Source organism: Pseudomonas sp. FG35, from assembly GCF_057809295.1.
The window spans coordinates 161,137-184,765 of the sequence record NZ_JBMDJR010000009.1 but is presented as its reverse complement, the minus strand read 5'-3'; the positions used below and the strand labels follow the sequence as shown (position 1 = coordinate 184,765).

Here is a 23,629-nt window from a genome sequence, read left to right as displayed (position 1 = left end):
GTTCACAGGGTTTTCATGAATTCGATCAGCGCACGCTTGTCGTCGTCCGACAGCGTCGTGCCGTACAGGTGACCGCTGTTGTGGTTGCCTTCCAGACGCGTGTCGTAGGTGAAATCCGCCGAGGCTTTGGCCTGGGCGCCACTCGTCACGAAGCCGACGTTGACCGGGTCGTAGACATCGGAGCCGGTGATGAACACCTGCGGACGTTTTTCCGGCGGTTGCAGCAAGTCCCACAGGGTCGGCACCGAACCGTTGTGCAGGTACGGCGCACGCAGCCAGATGCCGTCGGTGGGCGTGTTGCTGTAGCTCTGGGTCTTGCGATAGGCACCGAAATCGAACGGCGGTTTCTTGAAGGTGTGGAACGCCGCTACCAGCCCGGTGGTGAACGAGTTCAGCCGGTGCGGATCGGTGCCGAGCTGGTCGATGTTGGTAGTGACTTGCCCGGTATCGACGCGACCGAAATCGTGACAACCCGCGCAGTTAGCCTCCCACACCGGTTTGCCCTGGGCGACTTTTGCCTGATCCAGTGCCCACGGCCACGCCGGCGCCTTGTGCCCGAGCAGCCAGTTGGTCACCCGGTTGAAACTCGGCGGCAGCACCGACTCCGGCGTCGCGCCCACCGCCATCGCAGCGGCGTAGTTGCGCTCGTGGATCTTGTTGTTATTGCCGTCCCAGTGCAGGTACATCGATTCCCGGGGTTTCTGGTTCCACACTTGCGGCAGGTCGACAGTGCCGATGGTCGAGTCATCCGGGAAGCCGAACACCACCATTTTCGTCGGGTTGAAGGTGTCGGTGCGCCCCGGCCCCTGTTGCGGGCGCAGCTTCTGCCAGGCGTAGGCCTGCTTCTGTTTGAGCAGCGCGGTCTTGGCCATCGGGATGATCAGGTAGCGGTTGTAGAGCTTCTCGAAAAAGCCCAGCTGGAATTTGCTGTTGATCGCCGCCATCACCGCGTCGGTGGTGAATTTCGGATCGCTGGCGCAATCGTAGGCGAACCACTGGAAGGCCTGCAGTTGCAGGGTGTTGGCCGGCGCGCTCGGCACATTCACCGCAACGTCGCTGGCATTCGCCCGGTAGGAACCGGTGTGGCACAGCGCGCAGTTCGGCTCGACGGTCGGGTAGCCGATCTGCCGCTTGGCCATGCCGATCGGCAGGTCCTTGCCGTTCTCGAACAGGAAACCGAAGACTTCCCAGCCACCGGGTTTCGGCAGTTTTTCCGGGCACATTTGTGGCAGCACGGAGAACAGGTAATAGGGAATCCGCGCCTCGATACCCAGGCCAATCGCGGCGTACTTGTAGTGATCTTCGTCTGAGGAGTAATCCTGCTCCGGCACCACGCGCAGCATCTGATACCAGGTCTGGTAACCGATGAACGCCAGCAGCGCCACCACGATCAGGGTGCCGACTTTGAACGCGTGACTCTGCCACTGCCGCGCCCACGCCGCCCGCCATTCGCGCCAGCCGTCACACAGCAGCGCCAGGGGTCGGTTTTCAGGGGGGGTGCCGAGGTACAGCAGGATGCCGAGGATCAGGAAAAAGCTCAGGTCACCCATCAGCATCGGCACGAACACCGAACCCTGGCTGCTGGTGTTGATCAGGTAGATCCAGAACACCACCGCAATCAGCCGCGTCAGCACGCACAACCAGGAATGCACCACGTAGCGCGGCGCGTCGAAGCCCGACGGCATGTAGAACACGCTGATGCCGACCAGCAGCATTCCGGCGTTTTCCAGCCACGGGTCGGAGAGTTGCGGCGGCAGGCCGACCACCGATGTCAGCAACCCCGGCGCGAACAGCGCCGGGATCGCGAACACCATGTTCATCGCAATGCCGAGCCAGATGAAGCGTTGAAACCAGCGGATGTAGCTGTCCATATCAGTTCCCCAGATCGTTCCCCCGTCGAAGCGTCGAACCGTCCGCGGGGGAATGCATCTCGTGACGCTCCGCGTCACAAAAGCGGACGCAGAGCGTCCATGGCGGCGTTCCCACGCAGAGCGTGGGAACGATCGACACGATCGGGGGCTATCCGAGGGCCGTTTTCTCCAGGTGTTCAAGGATGATCGGATACACATCGACCACCGCGTTCTTGCCGAACATGCAATCGATGTGGCCGTAACCCGGCACCACATGCCGGCTGTAGCGTTCCGGCCCGTGCTTCTCACAAACCCGCTGATAGGTCTTGAGCGTGCTTTCCGGCAGATAACACTGGTTGTCGGCACCGCTGATAAAGCAGATCGGCATGGTCAGCCGATCAAAGTGCGGCATGTACACGTCGCGCCCTTTGAAATCCACCAGATGCCCTTTGCGCACGATCAGCGCCAGGTGCTCGAAGGTCTCGATGTTCGACTCGCCGAACAGCTCGTGCAGGTTGTCATGCAGGGTTTCATTGAGGGTGTCGTGGCGATACAGCGAGGCGTACATGAAGGTGATGCGGTGGCACACCGGGTTGGTGCAATAGCCCTGGGCTTCGATCCGCGCGTAGCCGTTGAGCGCCTTGTCGTAGAGCCGGTTGAACCAGTTCTCCTTGCTGTCGGCGTAAGCGGTCATCGATTTGATGCCGATCGCATCGAGCATCCCCGGCAGGTGCAGCCCGGCCTTCAACCCCGTTGCGGTCGCGACCACAGTGTCGGCGGCAATCTGCGAGCAGACCACCGAACGCACGCCCTGCAAACCAGCGAGCAGCGACATGAAGAACGTGGTCGCGCCGTAGCAATGCACCACGCACTGCACGTCTTTGGCTTTGGTTTCCTGCTGGATCTGTGCTATGGCGGCCTTGAAGTCGTACTGGGCGATCTGGTCGCCGTTCCATTCCTTCTTGCTTGCCGGCAGCAGGATGCTCACCCGGAAATCCAGCAGCCACACGTCGTAGTCGTGCTTGCACAGAAACTCCAGCAGGTTGGTCTGGATCGTGTCGGTCGAGAAGATATTCGAGCCCACACCCAGACCATGCACCAGCATTACCGGGCCTTTGCTGCCGGCCTGATAACGGGTCAGGCGCAACTGCACGCCATCTTCGGTGGAAAAGAAATGCACGGCCGGCGCCGGCGCATCCAGCGGCCGTTTCAGCCGTGGCGGCGCGTCGGGGTTGAAGTATTTGTCACCGGCAAACACCCCGCCATAACTCTCCCAGAGAATTCCGGCGAAGAACTTGCCGAACCGCGCCAGCCCTTCGATCCGCTCACGCTCGTTGCGCGCGTTGAGGACTTTCATGGTGGTCATCTGCTTGGCGAAGTCGGTCGGTTTGATGTGCATCACTCCGGAGCCGATCACCTCGCCGGTCTTGTCCGGCCCACGATACAGCGTGACGTAGAGGGTGCTGGTGTCGTGCCAGATATTCAGCACGCCGTTGTCTTCCGGCACGGTCTTGAAGGCGCTGAAGAAATAGTCGTTGCCGTCTTCGGCGGTCAGTTTCATGTCGTACTTCATGTGACGCGTATCGACCTGCTGCTCGAATTGCTCGAACAGGTTGAACACGCCGTTGCTGGCGGTCAGCGGTTCCGGCGACAGCGCCGGAGCGATCACCGTGCCGACGATGGTCGCGGCGTGTTCCGGCTCCTTGATCATCCGGTTGAGGTCGTTGGCGGTGATGGTCAGGGTGAAATCGATTGGCGAGTTGTCCGCCTCGCCACGTTTGGCGGCAGCTTCATAGACTTTGAGGTCGGTGCTTTGCGCGGCGGTGAAGGCGCGGGAGAAGTAGCCTTTCATGGTTTCGGTGAACTGCACGCCAAGGGTCGGCGGCGCGGTTTGTTTGCGCGGCGCCGACGGCAGCGTGTAGTCGATCGTCCAGCCACGATCGGCCGCCAGCAGGCCCATGTTGCGCTCGCTCACGGCGGAGATGGTCAGCAGCGGATTGACCGCCAGTGATGTCGGGATCACCGCGCCGTCGGTCACGTACAGGTTGGCGTAGACATCGGTGCCGCTGGCGCCGCTGAACACCTGGCCCTTGTGATTGACCACGCCTTGCGCGGCATCTTCACCCATCACACAACCACCCAGCGGATGCACCGAGACGATGCTGTGCTTGAGCAACTTGGTCCAGATCGGATTCTCGACCCAGATCCCGCCCAGGGCCTTGGTGCTCTGGTACAAGCGTTCGTTGCCGATCTTGAAGTTTTCCTGCTCGCCGACGCCCGGCCAGTCGATGCGCAGTTGATCCTTGTTGTCGAGGACCATGCGTCCCTGGCCGCTGTCGTGGCTCATGATCAGGTAGGTCTGCATGTTGTGCAGCGCGCCGTGGTACGGGCCGCGCAGGAAGCTTTCGGCTTCGCGCTCCTTGTACTTCACCTTGCCGCTGAAGCTGTCGTCGGTGGGCTTGCCGATCATCTCGGCGAACCCGGCCATCGCCGGCACCATCGGCCGGCCAAGGGCGCCGGGGATCGAGCCTTCCTCGATGACCATGCGACTGCTGCGGTCACCCTCGGTGCGCATGTCGATGATCGAGGTGATGCACGGGCCGACCGGTTGCAGTTCCTTGGCCGAATGCGCGCCGAAACCGATGCCGTTGATGGTCTGCTCGCAGTTGTGGCCGAAGCCGAGGATGTCGCCGTTGCCGCTCATGTTCTCGCCGAGCTGGCCGGACATCACCAGGCCTTTGTCCCGCGAGCGCAGCAGAATTTCAGTGGAGCCGAGGGTGCCGGCGGAGACCACGACGATGTCGGCTTTCACAAACAGCGTCGGCGCGTCGAATTTTTCGCGACCGCTGTCCAGGTACTGAAAGTGCACGATCCAGCCATTGCCGTCGCGCTCCAGATGCCGCACCTGGGCCTGACAGAAAATCTCCGCGCCGTGATTGGTGGCGTCCGGCAGGTAGTTCATCAGCGTGGTGTTCTTGGCCTTGTTGTTACAGCCCGACACGCAGTCGCCACAGTGGTTGCACGGCAGTTGCTCGACGCCGACGTGATTGAGGTTGTTGGGCAGTTTGTCGAAGGTCACGTTGATCGGCGGCTTGTAGAAATGCGCGCCTTGCTTGAGGAAGTCTGCCGATTTTTTGTTGGCATCAAGCTTCGGCAGGTTCGGCGCGGTGCTTGGGTAGGGATTGGGCTTGAGCATCTCTCGGGCTTTTTCGTAACCCGCCTTGAGTAAGCCGTCGTGATCCTCGCGCACCGCCAGTGGCCAGCGTGGATCCTTGAACACGTCGGCGGTCGGTTCCAGCGAGACGTTGGCATTGATCAGCGACGTGCCGCCGAGGCCGCAGCCGACCACCACGTTCTGCTGGGCGTTGACGTGCAGGTCGAACAACCCGGTGCGCGAGCCGATGTGGCCGTCCGGATCGTGTACCTGCAACTCCTCGGTCGCGGCGATCATGGTGTTGGGGTATTCGCCGGGCTGGATTTCCCGACCGCGTTCCAGCAGACAGACCCTTTTACCGGCCCTGGACAGGCGCGACGCGGCAATGCCGCCGCCATACCCGGAGCCGATGACGATCACGTCGTAGTGTTCCTTGATTTCGCTGATGGGCGTTGCGATCCGTGTCATGAGGGGGTTCCTCTCTCAGGCAGATGGGGCAACTCTGCGGTTGCCTGCAATCAATGGGCGAACGGGCACCTGGCCTCCGGGAAATCCCGACGGCAGTACAACGGTTTGGGCAGGAATCAGGTGCTACAGACGGGCGTGCTGATTGACGGCACGACGCAACGTACGCTTGCGCGGCGAAGGAGCCGGCAGAACGCGGAGCGTGCAGGGATTGGGGGGTAAGCGGTGTGGCTGGGTATCCATCACGCGTTCTCCCTGAACCAGATGTGGATAAGTGACAGCTGTCCTTGTGCCATTGCAGTGAAGACAGGCACCGGATCGAAGTCAAGGCGGGCTCTTAGAACTGTATGAAATCTGATCAATTGCGATTTGGACTAAGCCCGCCGGGGGTTGCAGGGTTTGGCGAACAAGTTATCCACACAGAAACCCACAGCTAATGGGGACAACTGTGGATGACCTGGAAAAATAATCGGGGTTTTGTGAAGAAAATTGGTGACTTATCCAGATGCAGGGTTTCCATTAGCGATTGATCATTTTTTGATCAATCCTCTACATGGCACGGATTACCTGGCTTGCAGAGGATGGCGAACACCTTATCCACAGAAGCGCCAACAGAGTTCGGGGGTAACTTGGCGAGTGCTGTGGAAAAGCGCTGAGGGCGTTGGTAAATCGGGGTTTGCGTGGGGATTGGCGGGTTAAAAGGTTGAATTGAGCGTTTTTTGATCAGATCCTTGTAAGCCACGGTTTATAGGGCTCTTGGCGGATAGCGAACATCTTATCCACAGAAGCGCCAACAGAGATTGGGGGCAAGTCTGGGCGTTGTTCTGGGGAAAACCTCAGAAAAAACCGCGAGTTAGGCTGGTTGTTTTTTGACCTGAGGGCTGGAGAGCTTGATTGGCGTGGGGTACAGGGAGGGGCGAACACGTTATCCACAGATCCGCCAACAGGGATTGTGGGTAAAGCGCCCTCTCCTGAAGGGAGAGGGTCAGCAAAGGTTTCAGCGGACAACACCTTCTTCGATCAGCAGTTTGAGAATGGCTTCGGCACCGGCCTGCGCCGTTACGCCTTTCAGGACTTGCCCACCACCGCCGCTAGCCTTGGCCGTCGCCGCCTTCATCCGGTCCGCCCCGCTCTTGGCCTTGATCACCTTCAACCGTTTCGGCCGGGGCTTGGCTGGTTGCAGGGTCGCAACGGCCAGCAGTTCGTCATCCACCACTTCCACGTCTTTCGCCTGAAGAACACCACGCCGCGCAGGCCCGTAAGCACTCTGCCGAGGCTTGGGCGCGGCGTTATCCACAGTCGCGAGAAACGGCAGGCGCACCTTCAGCCGGCGCCGCTGCCCACGGGGCAACGCTTGCAGCACCAGCGCCGAACCGTCGTTGATCGACTCGACCTGCGCCAGCCCCACCACCAATGGCCAGCCCAGCCCTTCGGCCAGCAGGAACGGCAGCATCCCCGAACCTTCGCCGGTTTCCGCCTGGCTGCCGGTCAACACCATCTGGGCACCGGCATCTCGCAGATACTCGGTCAACGCCGGCAACGCATCGGCGCCCGCCGGTTGTTCCAGCACATGCATCTGCGCAAGCCCCATGCCCAGATAGGCGCGCAGCGCCGGTTCCGCGATGTCACCGGCGTGCAGCACTTGCAGGTTGTCCCCCGCCAATTGCAGGCCGAGCTCCACCGCGCGGGCGTCCTGATCTGCGCGGCGAGGGCGGCCGGAGGTCGGGTGGGCGCCGATTGAAACCAGACTGATGATCTTTGTGCTCATAACCGTTCCTTAAGCCGCATCGCGCTTGGCTTCGTTGCGGTAAGCGTCTACCGCCGCGATCAAGGCCTGAAGAATTTCCGCGCTCTCGCCGATCACCGACAGGTCGGCACGTTTGATCATGTCGCAGCCCGGATCGAGGTTGATCGCCACCACCTTGTCGCAGGCACCGATGCCTTGCAGGTGCTGGATCGCCCCGGAAATCCCCACGGCCACGTAAACCCGCGCGGTGACCCAGGTGCCGGACGCGCCGACCTGACGGTCGCGGGCCATGAAGCCATCGTCCACCGCCACCCGCGAAGCGCCTTCGGTAGCGCCGAGGGCGGCGGCGGTCCTGTGGAAAAGCTCCCAGTCCTTGACCCCGTTACCACCTGAGAAGATGAACTCGGCTTCGGCCATCGGAATCGCTGCCGGATCCACCGCCACCGCACCCAGATCCTCGATCCGCGACAGGCTGCGTGCGACGGGTGTGGATAACTCCACCGGCAGCGCTTCGTGACGGGTTTCGCTGACCGGTTCCGCGCATTCGGCCGACGCCAGAATCAACCGCGCCACCGGGCGGGCCAGATCCTGCAGACCGGCACCGGCGCGGCCGATGCACTCCTGATCCTTGACCTGCCACACCCGTGTCGCCGGGCGTTCACCCAGTGCGGCAGCAAAGCGCCGACCGAGTTCGCCGCCGCCACTGCGGCTGTCCGGCAGCAGCCAGTGACGCGGGTTGAACTGGTTATCCACAGCCCGCAGGCCCTGGATCCGTTGCTCCGGTGCATAACCGCTGAATTCTTCGCCTTCCAGCACCAGCAAGCGGTCAACGCCTGCGGTGGCGAAAGCGTTTTCCTTGTGCTCACCGAACACCACGGCCAGCACCGCGCCGTCGCTGCCGGCCAGCTGATGAGCCAGACCAAGCAGGTCGCGGTCGTGGCTGCTCAAGCGGCCGCCGACCATGTCCGGCACCACGCTGATGTAGAACGCCGGCGCCGGCACCTGATGCAGCGGCAACTGCACTTCGACCGCGGCCGAGCGTTTGACCGCCCCGCCCTGCTGGGCGCCGCTGCGGTCGATACGCTTGATGCCGTTCGGCCCGATGAAGCCGATGCCGTGCAGGTTCTTGCGGATGATCCCGTTGGGGCCCATCCAGCTGTGTTGCGCCGGCTGCATGGCCGCGTGCAGCGGGTGCAGACGGTTGCGTGCGATCCATTCGGCGCGGGGATCGCGGCGGATAATGTCGCTCATCAGTGGGCCTCCGCAGGTTCACGCTTGGCCGGGGTGGCAGGCTTGTTCGGCGCGGCGTCTTCGAGCAGCGCGTCGGCCACCAGTTCGGCAATGTCCTTGATCAGCGGACGCGGTTCGACCACGCCTTCGAGCATCGCCGTGCACTGTGGACAACCCACGGCCACCAGCTCGGCGCCGGTCTCGCGGATGTCTTCCATGCGCATGTCGGGGATCCGCTGCTTGCCCGGAATGTCAGTGATCGGCGCCCCGCCACCGCCGCCGCAGCAGCGCGAACGGAAGCCGGAACGTTGCATCTCCTTGATCTCGATGCCGAGCGCACGCAGCACTTCGCGCGGTGCCTCGTACTCGCCGTTGTAGCGGCCGAGGTAGCACGGATCGTGGTAGGTCACGCTGTTGCCTTTGTGCTGACCGAGGTTCAGCGCGCCGGCCTGGATGATTTCCGCCAGGTAGGTGCTGTGGTGCTGCACGAGGTAGTTGCCGTCGAACGCGCCGTACTCGTTTTTCAGCACGTGGAAACTGTGCGGATCGCAGGTAACGATGCGGTTGAAGCTGTATTTGGCCAGGGTCTGGATATTGCGCTTGGCGAGCAGCTGGAAAGTCGCTTCGTCACCCAGACGTCGGGCCACGTCGCCGCTGTCGCGCTCTTCCAGACCCAGCACCGCGAAGTCGACCTTGGCCGCTTTCAGCACTTTGACGAACGCCCGCAGAGTGCGCTGGTTGCGCATGTCGAAAGCGCCATCGCCGACCCAGAACAGCACGTCGGTGGACTTCTTCTCGCTGAGCAGGTTGAGGTTCAGGTCCGCCGCCCAGTTCATCCGTCCGCCCGGGGCAAAACCGCCAGGGTTGTCGGTGGCGATCAGGTTTTCCAGGACTTCGGCGCCCTTGTTCGGGGTCGCGCCTTTTTCCAGGGTCAAGTGTCGGCGCATGTCGACGATGGCATCCACGTGCTCGATCATCATCGGGCATTCCTCGACGCAGGCCCGGCAGGTGGTGCACGACCACAGGGTTTCGGCATCGACCAGACCGTTGACGATCGGTTGGTGCGGATTGCCGCTGTGTTCGCCCACCGGTTTGCCCGGATACGGGCTGCCGGCGAACTGGGCATCGGTGCCGCCGGCGAGGCCGACGACCATGTCCTGAATCAGCTTTTTCGGGTTCAACGGCTGGCCGGCGGCGAACGCCGGGCACGCGGCTTCGCACTTGCCGCACTGCACGCAGGCATCGAAACCGAGCAACTGGTTCCAGGTGAAATCCTTGGGTTTCTCCACGCCCAGCGGCGCGGTCGGATCGTTCAGGTCCAGCGGTTTCAAACCGGTGGAACGACCACCACCAAAACGTTCGGCGCGACGGTGCCAGGCCAGGTGCAGGGCCCCGGCGAAGGCGTGTTTCATCGGCCCACCCCAGGTCATGCCGAAGAACAACTCGGACACGCCCCACAACACACCGATGCCGAGAATCGCTGCCAACACCCAGCCACCGAAGTTCTCCGGCAGGATTCCGGCCACCGGCAAGGTCACCAGGAAGAACGAGGCCGAGAACGCCAGCAGGCTTTTCGGCAGGCGCATCCACGGGCCTTTCGACAGCCGCGCCGGCGGGTTGAGCCGGCGCCGATAAACGAAGATCGCCCCGACGAACATCACCGCCGTCATCAGCAGCAACGCGTAGCCGAGAATGCGGTTATGCAGGCCGAAACCGTGCACCAGAATCGCCAGCACAATCGACGCCACCGCCCCGCCCGCCGTGGCGACGTGGGTGTTGGCGATGTATTTGTCCCGCGCCACCACGTGGTGCAGATCGACCATGTAACGCTTGGGCATGGCGAACAGGCCGCCGATCAGATCGACCTTCGAGGCCCGGCCCCGACGCCACATGGCCACCCGCCGCAACGCCCCCAGCACCGCAAGGGCCAGGGCTGCGAACAACAGGATTGGAAGAAGGGTGTTCAACATGGTGAAGCTCCCACCAGTACAGCCTGGAGAAACACGTTCGGCGTGTTCCTGTGGGAGCGAGCTTGCTCGCGAAAGCGCCGGGTCAGTCGATGCAGCGGTGACTGACAGCATGCATTCGCGGGCAAGCCCACTCCCACAGGGTCATGTGCAAGCCTTTAGAAGTCTTTGCACAACCGCAGGGCGTCATAGATCGCAGCGTGAGTATTACGCTGCGCCACGCAGTCACCGATGCGGAACAGCAAGTAACCGTCGCCGGTGCTGCTCAACGAAGGTTGTGGCTGGATCGCAAACAGTGCCTCGACATCGATCTGGCCCTTGTTACGCGAGCCGTCCTTGAGGGCGTAGTAGATTTCTTCGTCCGGGCGCACGCCGTTCTCGACGACCACCTGATCCACCACCCGCTCCTCTTTGGCGCCGGTGTATTCGTTCTCCAGCACGGCGACGAGTTTGTCGCCTTCGCGGTAAACCTTCTCCAGCATCATGTCGCCGGTCATGATCACTTCTTTCGGGTACATGCTGCGGTAGTAGGTCGGGAACGACGTACCACCGATGGCCACGCCCGGTTTGATGTCGTCGGTGACGATCTCGACCTGGCTGCCCTTGTCGGCAAGGAAGTCGGCCACCGACATCCCGGTGAATTCGCAGATGGTGTCGTAGACCAGCACGTTCTTGCCCGGCGCGACCTTGCCGTCGAGCACGTCCCAGCTGCTGACCACCAGCCCTTCGGCGGCGCCCCAGTGTTCGTTCTGTTCAAGGTATGGATGCCCGCCAACCGCCAGCACCACGATGTCCGGGCGCAGGTCCATGATGGTGTCGGCGTCTGCGGCAGTGCCCAGGCGCAGGTCGACTTTCAGCCGTGCCAGCTCCAGCTGGAACCAGCGGGTGATGCCGGCGATCTGGTCACGCTGCGGCGCTTTCGAGGCCGTAGTGATCTGGCCGCCGATGAATTCCTTCTTCTCGAACAGGGTCACGTCGTGGCCACGTTCGGCCGCCACGCGGGCAGCTTCCATCCCCGCCGGACCGGCACCGACGATCACCACCTTGCGTTTCGGCCCGGTGGATTTCTCGATGATGTGCGGCACGCCCATGTATTCACGGGAGGTCGCGGCGTTCTGGATGCACAGCACGTCCAGACCCTGATACTGACGGTCGATGCAGTAGTTGGCGCCGACGCACTGTTTGATCTGGTCGATCTGGCCCATCTTGATCTTGGCGATCAGGTGCGGGTCGGCGATGTGGGCGCGGGTCATGCCGACCATGTCGACGTAACCGCCCTCGAGAATCCGCGTGGCCTGGTTCGGGTCCTTGATGTTCTGCGCGTGCAGCACCGGAACCTTGACCACTTCCTTGATTCCGGCCGCCAGGTGCAGGAACGGCTCCGGCGGATAACTCATGTTCGGAATCACGTTGGCCAGGGTGTTGTGGGTGTCGCAACCCGAGCCGACGACGCCGATGAAATCGAGCATGCCGGTGTCGTCGTAATATTTGGCGATCTGCTTCATGTCTTCGTGGGACAGACCGTCCGGGTGGAACTCGTCACCGCAGATGCGCATGCCGACGCAGAAGTCGTCACCTACCTCGGCGCGTACGGCTTTCAGGACTTCCAGACCGAACTTCATGCGGCCCTCGAAAGTGCCGCCCCATTCGTCGGTCCGCTTGTTGACGCGCGGGCTCCAGAACTGGTCGATCATGTGCTGGTGCACGGCCGACAGTTCGACGCCGTCCAGGCCACCGGCCTTGGCGCGGCGCGCGGCTTGCGCGTAGTTACCGATCACCCGCCAGATTTCTTCCGGCTCGATGGTCTTGCAGGTGGCGCGGTGCACCGGTTCGCGGATACCCGACGGCGACATCAGGGTCGGCCAGTGGAAACCGTCCCAACGGGAGCGACGGCCCATGTGGGTAATCTGGATCATGATCTTGGCGCCGTGCTTGTGCATGGCGTCGGCGAGATTCTGGAAGTGCGGGATGATCCGGTCGGTGGACAGGTTCACCGAACTCCACCATTGCTGCGGGCTGTCGATCGCCACCACGGACGAACCGCCACAGATCGCCAGGCCGATGCCGCCCTTGGCTTTCTCTTCGTAATACTTGACGTACCGCTCGGTGGTCATGCCGCCGTCGGTCGCGTAGACCTCGGCGTGCGCGGTGCTGAGCACGCGGTTGCGGATGGTCAGTTTGCCAATTTGAATTGGCTGAAACATTGCTTCGAAAGCCATGGCGGGTTCCTCGACTTACAACGGCTTGACGGTGAACAGGCCGTCGTCGTGGCCTTCTTCGGAGCCACCGTAGACCTGCTCGGCCACGGTGCGGATCTTGCTGCCACGAGCGGCGAGGATCTGGTCCATCGCGCCGGCAAACCAACCGGTGAACATGTAGTCGACCTTGCGCCCGACCTTGCCGTAGACGTAGACGAACGCCGAGTGTTCGAGCTTGACGCTGGCGGTGCCTTTGTCGAGGTCGATGTCCTGGATCTTGAACAGGCCCCAGCCGCGTTGCGACAGACGCTTCATGTAGTGTTCGAACACCGCGACGCCTTCCAGGCCGTGGCACTCGGCTTCTTTTTCACACCAGTGCCAGGCGGATTTGTAGCCGGCCTTGTAGAGGATCTCGGCATAGGCGTCAGCGCCCAGTACTTCCTCGATGCCCATGTGGTTGTTGACGAAAAAATGCCGGGGCACGTACAGCATCGGCAGGGCGTCGGAGGTCCAGACACCGGTCTCGCTGTCGACTTCGATTGGCAATTGCGGGGCGATCTTGGCCATGGAAACTTAACTCCAGAAAATTTTGGTGTTGCCCCCGGCACGGACGGCCGGGGGAAAGTATTCGGGAAGCGGCGGCTTATTCGCCCCAGACGTCTTTGAGGACGCTCACCCAGTTTTCGCCCATGATCTTGCGTACCACGCGCTCGGAGTGGCCGCGCTTGAGCAGGGTCTCGGTCAAGTTCGGGAACTCGCCGACGGTGCGGATGCCCAGCGGGTTGATGATCTTGCCGAAGTTGGTCAGACGGCGGGCGTAGCCCTTGTCGTGGGTCAGGTATTCGAAGAAGTCCTGACCGTGACCCTGGGTGAAGTCGGTGCCGATGCCAATAGCGTCTTCGCCGACGATGTTCATGGTGTATTCGATGGCTTCGGCGTAGTCGTCGATGGTCGAATCGATGCCCTTGGCCAGGAACGGCGCGAACATGGTCACGCCGACGAAACCGCCGTGGTCAGCAATAAACTTAAGCTCTTCATCGGACTTGTTGCGCGGGTGCTCTTTCAGCCCCGACGGCAGGCAGTGGGAATAGCAGACCGGTTTTTTCGATTCGAGGATGACTTCCTCGGAAGTCTTGGAGCCGACGTGGGACAGGTCGCACATGACGCCGACACGGTTCATTTCGGCGACGATTTCGCGACCGAAGCCCGACAGGCCGCCGTCACGTTCGTAGCAACCGGTGCCCACCAGGTTCTGGGTGTTGTAGCACATCTGCACGATGCCGACGCCGAGCTGCTTGAACACCTCGACATAGCCGATCTGGTCTTCGAACGCGTGGGCGTTCTGGAAGCCGAAGAGGATGCCGGTCTTGCCCTGCTCCTTGGCCTTGCGGATGTCGGCGGTGGTGCGGACGGGGATCACCAGGTCGCTGTTTTCGCGAATCAGTTTCTGGCTGGCAGCGATGTTGTTGACCGTGGCCTGAAAGCCCTCCCACACCGACACGGTGCAGTTGGCCGCCGTCAGACCGCCCTTGCGCATGTCTTCGAACAGCTCGCGGTTCCATTTGGCAATGATCAGACCGTCGATAACGATGCTGTCGGCGTGTAATTCGGCTGGGCTCATCAGGCGTCCCCTTATTGGCGATTCATGCGCCGAATCGTCTGCCGGCGCTTTGGGGCCAGCATATGCCTCGGTGCGCGACCAGCCGGGTGCAAAAACGACAGGGGAATTGCCGAAAGCGTCAATCCGCGACAAAGGGTCGCCAACCGGTCCGACCGGCCACCTGTTCAAGCCCGCGAGCTTGAGCCAGAATCTGCCGCATCCCGGAAACACCACTGGATTAGAGCGGCGACATCAATGAAATCGATCTTCCTGGCCCTGGCCCTGATTGCGACCGGCGTACACGCCGCCGAAGAGTCCGACAACAACCCGTGCGACGCGGTGGAAAACGACATCCAGACCCTGGAATGTTCGGCCTACAGCCGCACCACCGCCGAGGACCTGCTCAAGGACAACTACGCCAGCCTGAACGAGCGCATGCAGACCGCCTACGGCAAGAACCCGGCACAACTGGCCGACATCACCGCCAGACTCAAGGCCGCCCAGCAACAATGGCTGAAAACCCGCGACGCCGACTGCGCCGTAGAAGCCTTCCCGGCGACGGACGGCAGCAAGGCGTTCAAGATTGCGCAGAATGACTGCGTGGCGCGGATGAGTGACGAGCGGTCGGAGTTTTTGGAGTCGATTGGTCAGGAGTGACTCTCCTCATTCCGTATATCGTTGTAAGCGGTGACTTTATTATTTCAGGAACGATTTAGCTAAAAATGGAACAGGAAGATATTCTCGAAGACGCACTCTTTCATCAATCCGGAATTAGTGAGACGGATCGAATAGATCGACTGCTGAGCCATGCAAAATCCGCAGACAGCCTTAGCTTGATCCCAGCGTCTCTAAAAACATATTCTTTCGTTTGTGTAGATAAAACGCCGATCTTGACGCTGGACGAGACGAAGACCAAAGCGTTCCTTAAGATCATCAGTTTTTTCCTGCACAAAAAATATTTAACGCTCGAAAGACTGGAAGTTGAAGGACATGAAGGCAAGAGCGTTCGCTTACCAAGCCTCCCGCTAGTCAGTCTCAAAAGAATAGCAAACTCCCCAAAAATACTGTTTATTCAAAAAGACTTCCTCCAGGCACACGCAAAAATAACTGAAATCCTCAAGAGCTACATCCAACATCTGGAAAAAATTTCGACTGATACTATTTTTATACTGGCAAAAACTACTGAAAAAGCGCTGACTACTGATGGAGTAGACTTGGAGTCCTTGACTCGAGCTGGCGGTATCGTTCATAAATACGATGCACTAAAGACGGCAAACTCAAGCACACTCTTAATCGAAGGTGTTCTAGATTCAATTATTCGGCAAAACAATATTTCACTGACGATCAGGCAGGGCTCATTCCCGTCATTTTCCAATAAAATTGATGCCCTGGATAAAGCTGGAACCTTGTCCCCAGCAACACTCGATGGTCTGAATCTTTTAAGAGCTGTCAGAAACAGCTTGGCTCATAGTTCATGGAGCAATCTCGAAAGCGCAAATAAAAACACCGAAAACCATCTGAGAAGATTTGTCGCCCACACCTACTTATGCATGCCAAAGTCAAAACGACGTGGCTTTACAAATGCATGTAAAGGAAAGTTTTCAGCGTCCATTCTATTTCTACACGAGACCCTATTAGCGGAAGGAAATCTGCCCCCTTCCGAAGGAAAGCTTGAACAAGACATTATTGGGAATTACAAAAGCCGTGCACAAACACGTTGGGATTCACTTTTCCAATGGTGATCTCACACATCCTTCATAACTGGGTTCATTTCCATAATTATCGCGGTGCCTGGCATCTTCATCTAAAGGGATTCACATGAACATTTGCGGTATCGAAATCAAAGGCAGTGAAGCGATTATCGCGGTGGCGTCCCTCGACGGTTCGGCGCTGAGCCATGTCGCGCTGAGCACCAAGAAAATCGCGCTGGACGATGACGACGAGACGGCCAACGTCAAACTATTCGCCGCGCAGGTCGCGTCGTTCGTGCGCGAGAACTCCATCGATCGCATCGCGATCAAGAAGCGCAGCAAGAAGGGCGAGTTTGCAGGTGGCCCGACCACGTTCAAGATCGAGGGTGTGTTTCAGTTGCTGGATGGTTGCGAGGTGACGCTGCTTTCGCCGCAGACGATCAACGCCGAGGCCAAGAAGCACAATTTCGAGCTGCCGGGCACGCTGAACAAATATCAGCATGAGGCGTACAAGGCAGGTTGCGCGGCATTGGCGAAAAAATTTAGGTCTTGATCGGTAAACACTAACCGGCTTGTACCCAGACCGAATCTATTTACACTCATTGTGGCTAATGCATAGCGAAACAATTACAACAAGACCAAACTTATCTCGCGCAAAAAAAATCAGCATAATCATAAACATACTAAAACATTAAAATATGACAAACAACACACTAGAAGCACTATTACAAACAAACCCTGAAGAGCGCGACTGCCAAAATTTTTTCGAGTCTAATGTTGGAGCCATCTGCGGAAGCGGGTACCTCATGGGCAACGCCGTTATCCGAAAATTCCCACTTGGCACCGACTACATAACTGACTTCTCATATGTCAACCCTCAGTCGGGACGGTGTTTTGTTTATCTGGTCGAGCTAGAAAGCCCGAGCAAATCCATTTTCACAAAAAACGATCAATTTACACAAGATTTCAATCAAGCATTGCAACAAGTCAATGACTGGTTAATCTGGTGCTCCAAAAATAGAGAATCACTAAGCCAACAATTAGAACCTTTAAGACGAAAATCCGGGGACGCAATCACAATGTATGCCCCACGAGGGATACTGATATACGGTCGAAGCGCAGAAATTAACAGCATCCAAAGACAGGATAGATGGACAGCCAAGACGGAAGAAAACCACTATATCCAAATAAGAACCTATGACGGTTGGGCAAGAGAAAAAAAAGACTTTCTCACCGGCAGCAACTTTCCCAATTATTTAGAATGTGTAGCCTATCAAAACAGGAATTATAACAAACTCCGCTAAAAGCCCTCCCAACTAAAAGGAGCAAATGTTAGCGGCAGTCTTTATTGACCTTCAACTACCAAAATCATCCAACATCTAATCTATAGGTATCGTACGCCGATCCTCCCGCGGACACCGGGCAAACTTCGCCCGGTAGCTGCGGGTGAAATACGACGGGGATTCAAATCCGCAGGCGATGCTGACTTCCAGCACGCTCATGTCGGTCTGGCGCAACAGCTGCCGGGCCTTTTCCAGTCTTAGGCGCAGATAGAAATTGCTCGGCGTGTCGTTCAGGTGCAGACGGAACAACCGCTCAAGTTGCCGCCGGGTCACCTTGATCGATTCCGCCAGTTCCAAAGTTGTCAGCGGCGGTTCGCTGTGCTGCTCCATCTCGCCGATCACATGCACCAGCTTCTTGTTGCTGATGCCGTAGCGCGTGGCGACCTCCATGCGCTGGTGGTCCTTGCGCGGACGAATCCGCCCCAATACAAACTGCTCGCTGACCTGGATCGCCAGTTGCGGGCCGTGGGCCTGGGCAATCAGGTCGAGCATCAGGTCGATGGACGCGGTGCCGCCGGCGGATGTGATGCGCCGACGGTCGATCTCGAACAGCTCCTGGGTGACGCTGAGCTGTGGATAAGATTCCTTGAAGGCGTCGATGGCCTCCCAGTGCAGGGTCAGGCGATGGCCATCGAGCAGACCGGCTTCGGCAAGGACGAAGCTGCCGGTGTCGATGGCGCCGAGGGTCACGCCTTCGTTGTCCAGCCGTCGCAGCCAATGCTCCAGCGCCGGGGTGGCGAATTTCAGCGGCTCGAAACCGGCGACCACCAGCAGTGTCGCCCCTTTCTTCAGCGGCTCCAGCGCCGCATCGGCGTTGACCGACATCCCGTTGCTCGCCAGCACCGCCCCGCCATCGGCACTCAAGACGTGCCAGCGATACAGCTCGCCGCGAAAGCGGTTGGCCACCCGCAGCGGTTCGATCGCAGAGATGAACCCGATGGCGGAAAAACCCGGCATCAACAGAAAGTAGAAATCCTGGGACATGGCGCGCACTCGGTCAGCGGGTAGCGTGCAACGTTGATACGCCAGTTGCGAGCGGCATTCAAGAGCACAGGTCGCTGCAGTGCAAGAGCTGGTCGCCGCAGTGCGCTTTCAAGGGCGTACAGCTGCGTAATTTGAGCATCACCGGCGCACAGACACCGGAACCCACAATAACGACCTGCCGAGGAACCCGACATGAAACGACTGATCAGCAGCTGTGTTCTCGCACTCAGCGGTACCGCGTTTTTAAGCGCCAGTGTCATGGCGGCCGATTCCCCATCGTGTCAGAACGTGCGCATGGGTGTGGTGAACTGGACCGACGTGATCGCCACCAGCGCCATGGCCCAGGTTCTGCTCGACGGCCTCGGCTACAGCACCAAACAGACCAGCGCCTCCCAGCAGATCGTCTTTGCCGGCATCCGCGACCAGCGTCTGGACCTGTTCCTCGGCTACTGGAACCCGCTGATGACCCAGACCATCACCCCGTTCGTCGATGCCAACCAGGTCAAAGTGCTCGAAGCACCAAGCCTCAAAGACGCCCGCGCCACCCTCGCCGTGCCGACCTATCTGGCGGACAAGGGCCTGAAAACCTTCGCCGACATCGCCAAGTTCGAGAAAGAACTGGGCGGCAAGATCTACGGCATCGAGCCTGGCTCGGGCGCCAACACCCAGATCAAGGCGATGATCGCCAAGAACCAGTTCGGCCTTGGCAAGTTCCAGCTTGTGGAATCCAGCGAGGCCGGCATGCTCGCCGCCGTTGATCGCGCCGTGCGTCGCAAGGAGGCCGTAGTGTTCTTCGGCTGGGCGCCGCACCCGATGAACGTCAACGTGCAGATGACCTATCTGACCGGCAGCGATGACGCCCTCGGCCCGAACGAAGGTATGGCCACCGTGTGGACCGTCACCGCGCCGAAATACGCCGAACAATGCCCGAACGTCAGCCGCCTGCTGAGCAACCTGACGTTCACCGCCGAAGACGAGAGCCGGATGATGCAGCCGCTGCTCGATCACAAGGACGCTTTCGAATCGGCCAAACAATGGCTCAAGGATCACCCGCAGGACAAACAGCGCTGGCTCGAAGGCGTCACCACTTTCGATGGCAAACCGGCGGCTGAAAACCTCCAGCTCACCAGCAAATAAACCGCAACGAACGAACCACTTCGCAGCCTGCCACGGGCTGCGAACAGACCCATCACGCCTGAAGGAAAACGCACCATGAATCACGACGTCATCATCACCTGCGCACTCACCGGTGCTGGCGACACGACCGCCAAAAGCCCACACGTGCCGGTCACCCCAAAACAGATCGCAGCTGCCGCAGTAGAAGCGGCCAAGGCCGGCGCCACGGTCGTGCACTGTCACGTTCGTGACCCGCAGACCGGCAAGTTCAGCCGCGACGTGGCGCTGTACCGCGAAGTCATGGAGCGTATCCGCGAAGCCGACGTCGACATCATCGTCAACCTCACCGCCGGCATGGGTGGCGACCTGGAAATCGGCCCGGGCGAGAACCCGATGGAGTTCGGCCCGAACACCGATCTGGTCGGCCCGCTGACCCGCTTGGCCCACGTCGAAGAACTGCTGCCGGAAATCTGCACCCTGGATTGCGGCACCCTGAACTTCGGTGACGGCGACACCATTTATGTCTCCACCCCGGCCCAGCTGCGCGCCGGTGCCAAGCGCATCACCGAGCTGGGCGTGAAGGCGGAGCTGGAGATTTTCGACACCGGCCACCTGTGGTTCGCCAAACAGATGATCAAGGAAGGCCTGCTCGACAATCCGCTGTTCCAGCTGTGCCTGGGCATCCCGTGGGGCGCGCCGGCCGACACCACCACCATGAAAGCCATGGTCGACAACCTGCCTGCCGACGCGGTGTGGGCCGGGTTCGGCATCGGCCGGATGCAGATGCCGATGGCCGCGCAAGCGGTACTGCTCGGCGGCAACGTGCGGGTCGGTCTGGAAGACAACCTGTGGCTGGACAAAGGCGTGCTGGCGACCAACGGCCAACTGGTCGAACGCGCCAGCGAAATCCTCAGCCGCCTCGGCGCCCGCGTGCTGACCCCGGCTGAAGGTCGCAAGAAAATGGGCCTGACCCAGCGCGGCTGAAATCACCCTTTCCCCCGGTGGGCGGGCGATTGACGCCCACCGTTTTTTTGCCTCACTCCAGGAAGTGACCATGAGCTTTATCACCGAAATCAAAACCTTCGCAGCACTCGGCAGCGGCGTCATCGGCAGCGGCTGGGTCGCCCGCGCCCTCGCCCACGGCCTCGACGTGGTGGCCTGGGACCCGGCGCCGGGCGCTGAAGCGGCGCTGCGCAAACGCGTGGCCAATGCCTGGGGCGCGCTGGAGAAAAATGGTCTGGCGCCGGGTGCGTCGCAGGATCGCCTGCGCTTTGTCGCGACCATTGAAGAGTGCGTGCGCGATGCGGACTTCATCCAGGAAAGCGCCCCGGAACGCCTCGAACTGAAACTGGACCTGCACAGCAAGATCAGCGCAGCGGCCAAGCCGAATGCGCTGATCGGTTCCAGCACTTCCGGCCTGTTGCCGAGCGAGTTCTACGAGAGCTCGACCCACCCGGAACGTTGCGTGGTCGGTCACCCGTTCAACCCGGTTTATCTGCTGCCATTGGTGGAAGTGGTCGGCGGCAAGAACACCGCGCCCGAAGCCGTGCAGGCCGCGATGAAAGTCTACGAATCCCTCGGCATGCGCCCGCTGCATGTGCGCAAGGAAGTCCCGGGCTTCATCGCCGACCGCCTGCTCGAAGCGCTGTGGCGCGAGGCGCTGCACCTGGTCAACGACGGGGTGGCGACCACCGGTGAAATCGATGATGCAATCCGCTTTGGCGCCGGGCTGCGCTGGTCGTTCATGGGCACATTCTTGACTTACACCCTGGCCGGTGGCGATGCCGGTATGCGCCACTTCATGTCGCAGTTCGGCCCGGCGTTGCAGCTGCCGTGGACATACCTGCCAGCGCCGGAACTGACCGACAAGTTGATCGACGATGTGGTGGACGGCACCAGCGATCAACTGGGCCGGCACAGTATTTCGGCGCTGGAGCGCTATCGTGATGATTGCTTGCTGGCGGTGCTTGAGGCGGTGAAGACCACCAAAGAAAAGCATGGAATGAGTTTCAGCGAGTAATCGCATATTGAGCGTCCCACGCAAAGCGTGGGAACGCTCGTGTCTGGAGATAAACATGCCCACCCTCACCACCTACCAAACCCGCATCATCCCGGACTGGGTCGACTACAACGGCCACCTGCGCGACGCCTTTTATCTGCTGATTTTCAGCTACGCCACCGACGCCCTGATGGATCGCCTCGGCATGGACAGCAACAACCGCGAAGCCAGCGGCCACTCGCTGTTCACCCTCGAACTGCACCTCAACTACCTGCACGAAGTGAAGCTCGATGCCGAGGTCGAAGTGCGCACGCAGATCATCGGCCACGACCAGAAACGCCTGCACCTCTATCACAGCCTGCACCTGGCCGGCGGTGACAAGGAGCTGGCCGGCAACGAACAGATGCTGCTGCACGTCGACCTCGCCGGGCCGCGTTCCGCACCGTTTACCCCGGACACCCTGGGCCGTCTGCAAGCCATCGTCGCCGAGCAGGCCGATCTGCCCGCTCCCGCTTACATCGGCCGGGTCATCGCCCTGCCCCCAGCCCGGTAAATCCATCCCTCACAAGGAGCCGCCATGCAAACCGCCGCTGCAGTTGCCGATTTCCGTACTTATCCGTTGATCAGCGCGCTGAACGGCGTGCAGAACCTGGCGGATCGCGTCCTGATTGAATGGGCTGACGGGCGTGTCAGCCCGTTCCACCACGTGTGGTTGCGCGACAACTGTCCGTGTCCGCAATGCGTCTACAGCGTCACCCGCGAGCAGGTGTTCGAGATCGTCGACGCGGCACAGGATCTGTCGCCCTCCGCCGTGCACATCGACACCGATGGTTGTCTGCGCATCGACTGGCAGGACGGCCACCTCAGCCGCTTCGATGCCGGCTGGTTGCGCGCCCACGCCTATGACGACGAATCCCGTGCCGAACGCCTCGCCGCCAAACCTGAACCCTTCCTGTGGCGCAGCGATTTGCAGTTGCCGGTGTTCGACTATGCAGCCCTGATGAACGACAACGCCGCACTGCTGCAATGGTTGCTGGCGGTACGCGATATCGGCCTGACCCAGGTGCGCGGCGTGCCCACCGAACCCGGCTCACTGAAGCTGATCGCCCAGCGCATTTCGTTCATCCGCGAGAGCAACTTCGGCGTGCTGTTCAACGTGCAATCCAAGGCGGACGCCGACAGCAACGCCTACACCGCTTTCAACCTGCCATTGCACACCGACCTGCCGACCCGCGAGCTGCAACCGGGGCTGCAATTTCTGCATTGTCTGGTGAACGACGCCGAGGGTGGCGAGAGCATTTTCGTCGACGGTTTTGCGATTGCCGAAACGCTGCGTCAGGAAGATCCCGCGTCGTTTCAGGCGCTGTGCGAAATCCCGGTGGAGTTTCGCAACAAGGACCGCCACAGCGACTATCGCTGCCTCGCGCCGGTCATCGCCCTGGACGCGTTGGGTCGGGTCGCAGAAATCCGCATGGCCAACTTCTTGCGCGGGGCGTTCGACACGTCCGTGGAGCAAATGCCCCTGCTGTATCGCGCTTATCGGCGCTTCATCGCCATGACCCGCGAGCCACGTTTTCGGGTCATGCAGCGGCTCAATCCGGGCGAGCTGTGGTGCTTCGACAACCGCCGCACTTTGCACGCGCGCAACGCCTTCGACCCGGCCACCGGGGCCCGACATTTTCAGGGCTGCTACATCGATCGGGATGAATTGTTGTCGCGGATTCTGGTGTTGCAGCGCTAGACCGCATCATCGTAATTCGCAGGCAAAAAAAGCCCCGATACAAGCCGTGACAGGATCGGGGCGAGGGTACTGTTGAGGAGCTGCCGTGGCGAGGGTGACCAAACCTTCGTGAAGCAAGCTGAGGCCAGTGTGCCCACTCCCCTTGACGGCAAGTTAGCCGAAAACGACCTGTTCATAGTTGTCGCGGCCACTGCGACAAATCGCCCTTGCCGTGCCTGGGCAGGCCTACCAGAATCGAGCCACGACCTCCGTTGCCGAAGAAGGATTCGCGTCATGATGTATGCCGATTTGATCGATCAGGAAGACCTGTTGGGCCAGCTCAAGTCGTTGGGATTCGAAGTACCGTCGGGCTCCACCGCCCAGCAGGCCTGCGAGTGCGCGGTGCGGGGTCTGGATGATGTGCGGGCCAACACGCTGCGCACCATGGTCAAGCAAATGTACACCAGCAGCGCGAGCATTCAGCCGACCGTGCGCGAAGCCATCGACAAGCAGTTGCTGCCGGCCCTGGCGCAGTATCAGCAAACCCGCGCCTGAAACCTGACAA

General features: G+C 60.4%; 19 protein-coding genes. 10 read left to right on the top strand and 9 right to left on the bottom strand.

Going from position 1 to position 23,629, the window contains the following annotated elements:
* Positions 1-2: 2 nt before the first annotated feature.
* The 8 genes from ACODTD_RS19130 to ACODTD_RS19095 all read right to left on the bottom strand — a co-directional run bounded on the left by ACODTD_RS19130 (position 3) and on the right by ACODTD_RS19095 (position 14,232).
* Positions 3-1,871 (bottom strand): c-type cytochrome, encoded by a 1,869-nt coding sequence (locus ACODTD_RS19130; RefSeq protein WP_011336284.1) that lies wholly within the window; start codon positions 1,869-1,871, stop codon positions 3-5.
* A gap of 148 nt (positions 1,872-2,019) precedes the next feature.
* Positions 2,020-5,472, bottom strand: coding sequence for a GMC family oxidoreductase N-terminal domain-containing protein (locus ACODTD_RS19125; RefSeq protein ID WP_489105096.1), 3,453 nt, complete (start codon positions 5,470-5,472; stop codon positions 2,020-2,022).
* Positions 5,473-6,466: 994 nt separating this feature from the next.
* Positions 6,467-7,237 carry an electron transfer flavoprotein subunit beta gene (etfB, locus tag ACODTD_RS19120; protein WP_169432226.1) on the bottom strand — a complete coding sequence of 257 codons (771 nt, stop codon included), beginning with the start codon at positions 7,235-7,237 and terminating at the stop codon, positions 6,467-6,469.
* A gap of 9 nt (positions 7,238-7,246) precedes the next feature.
* Positions 7,247-8,467: an electron transfer flavoprotein subunit alpha gene (gene etfA / locus ACODTD_RS19115; RefSeq protein ID WP_489105095.1), complete on the bottom strand. Its 1,221-nt coding sequence runs from the start codon at positions 8,465-8,467 to the stop codon at positions 7,247-7,249.
* Positions 8,467-10,416: a dimethylglycine demethylation protein DgcB gene (dgcB, locus tag ACODTD_RS19110; protein WP_011336288.1), complete on the bottom strand. Its 1,950-nt coding sequence runs from the start codon at positions 10,414-10,416 to the stop codon at positions 8,467-8,469. Before dgcB ends, etfA begins: the two co-directional genes overlap by 1 nt.
* Before the next feature lie 155 nt (positions 10,417-10,571).
* Positions 10,572-12,632: a dimethylglycine demethylation protein DgcA gene (gene dgcA / locus ACODTD_RS19105; RefSeq protein ID WP_011336289.1), complete on the bottom strand. Its 2,061-nt coding sequence runs from the start codon at positions 12,630-12,632 to the stop codon at positions 10,572-10,574.
* 15 nt (positions 12,633-12,647) lie between these two features.
* A complete protein-coding gene (locus ACODTD_RS19100) occupies positions 12,648-13,178 on the bottom strand; it encodes a DUF5943 domain-containing protein (protein ID WP_007926354.1) in 531 nt (176 codons plus the stop codon).
* A 76-nt stretch (positions 13,179-13,254) separates the two neighbouring features.
* A complete protein-coding gene (locus ACODTD_RS19095; protein WP_221615995.1) occupies positions 13,255-14,232 on the bottom strand; it encodes a dipeptidase in 978 nt (325 codons plus the stop codon).
* A gap of 234 nt (positions 14,233-14,466) precedes the next feature.
* Here ACODTD_RS19095 and ACODTD_RS19090 point away from each other — a divergent pair, with 234 nt between their 5' ends.
* The 4 genes from ACODTD_RS19090 (at position 14,467) to ACODTD_RS19075 (ending at position 17,206) form a co-directional block, all read left to right on the top strand.
* Positions 14,467-14,868 (top strand): lysozyme inhibitor LprI family protein, encoded by a 402-nt coding sequence (locus tag ACODTD_RS19090; protein WP_221615994.1) that lies wholly within the window; start codon positions 14,467-14,469, stop codon positions 14,866-14,868.
* A gap of 65 nt (positions 14,869-14,933) precedes the next feature.
* Positions 14,934-15,953 carry a hypothetical protein gene (locus ACODTD_RS19085; RefSeq protein WP_285354368.1) on the top strand — a complete coding sequence of 340 codons (1,020 nt, stop codon included), beginning with the start codon at positions 14,934-14,936 and terminating at the stop codon, positions 15,951-15,953.
* A 76-nt stretch (positions 15,954-16,029) separates the two neighbouring features.
* Positions 16,030-16,455 (top strand): DUF3010 family protein, encoded by a 426-nt coding sequence (locus ACODTD_RS19080; protein WP_221615992.1) that lies wholly within the window; start codon positions 16,030-16,032, stop codon positions 16,453-16,455.
* A 145-nt stretch (positions 16,456-16,600) separates the two neighbouring features.
* Positions 16,601-17,206 (top strand): Shedu immune nuclease family protein, encoded by a 606-nt coding sequence (locus ACODTD_RS19075; protein WP_285354367.1) that lies wholly within the window; start codon positions 16,601-16,603, stop codon positions 17,204-17,206.
* A gap of 75 nt (positions 17,207-17,281) precedes the next feature.
* On the opposite strand, the gene ACODTD_RS19070 is transcribed toward ACODTD_RS19075, so the two are convergent.
* The gene (locus ACODTD_RS19070) at positions 17,282-18,229 is read right to left on the bottom strand and encodes a GlxA family transcriptional regulator (RefSeq protein WP_221615990.1); all 948 of its coding nucleotides are present in this window, start codon (positions 18,227-18,229) and stop codon (positions 17,282-17,284) included.
* A 192-nt stretch (positions 18,230-18,421) separates the two neighbouring features.
* Between ACODTD_RS19070 and choX the strand changes: the two genes are divergently transcribed.
* The 6 genes from choX (at position 18,422) to ACODTD_RS19040 (ending at position 23,619) form a co-directional block, all read left to right on the top strand.
* Positions 18,422-19,366: a choline ABC transporter substrate-binding protein gene (gene choX, locus ACODTD_RS19065; RefSeq protein WP_011336295.1), complete on the top strand. Its 945-nt coding sequence runs from the start codon at positions 18,422-18,424 to the stop codon at positions 19,364-19,366.
* Positions 19,367-19,441: 75 nt separating this feature from the next.
* The gene (gene cdhC, locus ACODTD_RS19060) at positions 19,442-20,329 is read left to right on the top strand and encodes a 3-dehydrocarnitine:acetyl-CoA trimethylamine transferase CdhC (protein ID WP_011336296.1); all 888 of its coding nucleotides are present in this window, start codon (positions 19,442-19,444) and stop codon (positions 20,327-20,329) included.
* A gap of 70 nt (positions 20,330-20,399) precedes the next feature.
* A complete protein-coding gene (locus ACODTD_RS19055) occupies positions 20,400-21,365 on the top strand; it encodes an L-carnitine dehydrogenase (RefSeq protein WP_011336297.1) in 966 nt (321 codons plus the stop codon).
* A 55-nt stretch (positions 21,366-21,420) separates the two neighbouring features.
* A complete protein-coding gene (locus ACODTD_RS19050; RefSeq protein WP_064380221.1) occupies positions 21,421-21,897 on the top strand; it encodes a thioesterase family protein in 477 nt (158 codons plus the stop codon).
* Positions 21,898-21,921: 24 nt separating this feature from the next.
* The gene (locus ACODTD_RS19045) at positions 21,922-23,085 is read left to right on the top strand and encodes a gamma-butyrobetaine dioxygenase (protein ID WP_201817872.1); all 1,164 of its coding nucleotides are present in this window, start codon (positions 21,922-21,924) and stop codon (positions 23,083-23,085) included.
* Positions 23,086-23,358: 273 nt separating this feature from the next.
* Positions 23,359-23,619, top strand: a complete 261-nt coding sequence (locus tag ACODTD_RS19040; RefSeq protein WP_007959758.1) for a hypothetical protein — start codon at positions 23,359-23,361, stop codon at positions 23,617-23,619.
* Positions 23,620-23,629 lie beyond the last annotated feature (10 nt).

Bases quoted from the DNA above. Each gene is read 5' to 3' on its own strand.
- ACODTD_RS19130 (WP_011336284.1), bottom strand. From the start codon at position 1,871: ATGGACAGCTACATCCGCTGGTTTCAACGCTTCATCTGGCTCGGCATT.
- ACODTD_RS19125 (WP_489105096.1), bottom strand. From the start codon at position 5,472: ATGACACGGATCGCAACGCCCATCAGCGAAATCAAGGAACACTACGAC.
- etfB (WP_169432226.1), bottom strand. From the start codon at position 7,237: ATGAGCACAAAGATCATCAGTCTGGTTTCAATCGGCGCCCACCCGACC.
- etfA (WP_489105095.1), bottom strand. From the start codon at position 8,467: ATGAGCGACATTATCCGCCGCGATCCCCGCGCCGAATGGATCGCACGC.
- dgcB (WP_011336288.1), bottom strand. From the start codon at position 10,416: ATGTTGAACACCCTTCTTCCAATCCTGTTGTTCGCAGCCCTGGCCCTT.
- dgcA (WP_011336289.1), bottom strand. From the start codon at position 12,632: ATGGCTTTCGAAGCAATGTTTCAGCCAATTCAAATTGGCAAACTGACC.
- ACODTD_RS19100 (WP_007926354.1), bottom strand. From the start codon at position 13,178: ATGGCCAAGATCGCCCCGCAATTGCCAATCGAAGTCGACAGCGAGACC.
- ACODTD_RS19095 (WP_221615995.1), bottom strand. From the start codon at position 14,232: ATGAGCCCAGCCGAATTACACGCCGACAGCATCGTTATCGACGGTCTG.
- ACODTD_RS19090 (WP_221615994.1), top strand. From the start codon at position 14,467: ATGAAATCGATCTTCCTGGCCCTGGCCCTGATTGCGACCGGCGTACAC.
- ACODTD_RS19085 (WP_285354368.1), top strand. From the start codon at position 14,934: ATGGAACAGGAAGATATTCTCGAAGACGCACTCTTTCATCAATCCGGA.
- ACODTD_RS19080 (WP_221615992.1), top strand. From the start codon at position 16,030: ATGAACATTTGCGGTATCGAAATCAAAGGCAGTGAAGCGATTATCGCG.
- ACODTD_RS19075 (WP_285354367.1), top strand. From the start codon at position 16,601: ATGACAAACAACACACTAGAAGCACTATTACAAACAAACCCTGAAGAG.
- ACODTD_RS19070 (WP_221615990.1), bottom strand. From the start codon at position 18,229: ATGTCCCAGGATTTCTACTTTCTGTTGATGCCGGGTTTTTCCGCCATC.
- choX (WP_011336295.1), top strand. From the start codon at position 18,422: ATGAAACGACTGATCAGCAGCTGTGTTCTCGCACTCAGCGGTACCGCG.
- cdhC (WP_011336296.1), top strand. From the start codon at position 19,442: ATGAATCACGACGTCATCATCACCTGCGCACTCACCGGTGCTGGCGAC.
- ACODTD_RS19055 (WP_011336297.1), top strand. From the start codon at position 20,400: ATGAGCTTTATCACCGAAATCAAAACCTTCGCAGCACTCGGCAGCGGC.
- ACODTD_RS19050 (WP_064380221.1), top strand. From the start codon at position 21,421: ATGCCCACCCTCACCACCTACCAAACCCGCATCATCCCGGACTGGGTC.
- ACODTD_RS19045 (WP_201817872.1), top strand. From the start codon at position 21,922: ATGCAAACCGCCGCTGCAGTTGCCGATTTCCGTACTTATCCGTTGATC.
- ACODTD_RS19040 (WP_007959758.1), top strand. From the start codon at position 23,359: ATGATGTATGCCGATTTGATCGATCAGGAAGACCTGTTGGGCCAGCTC.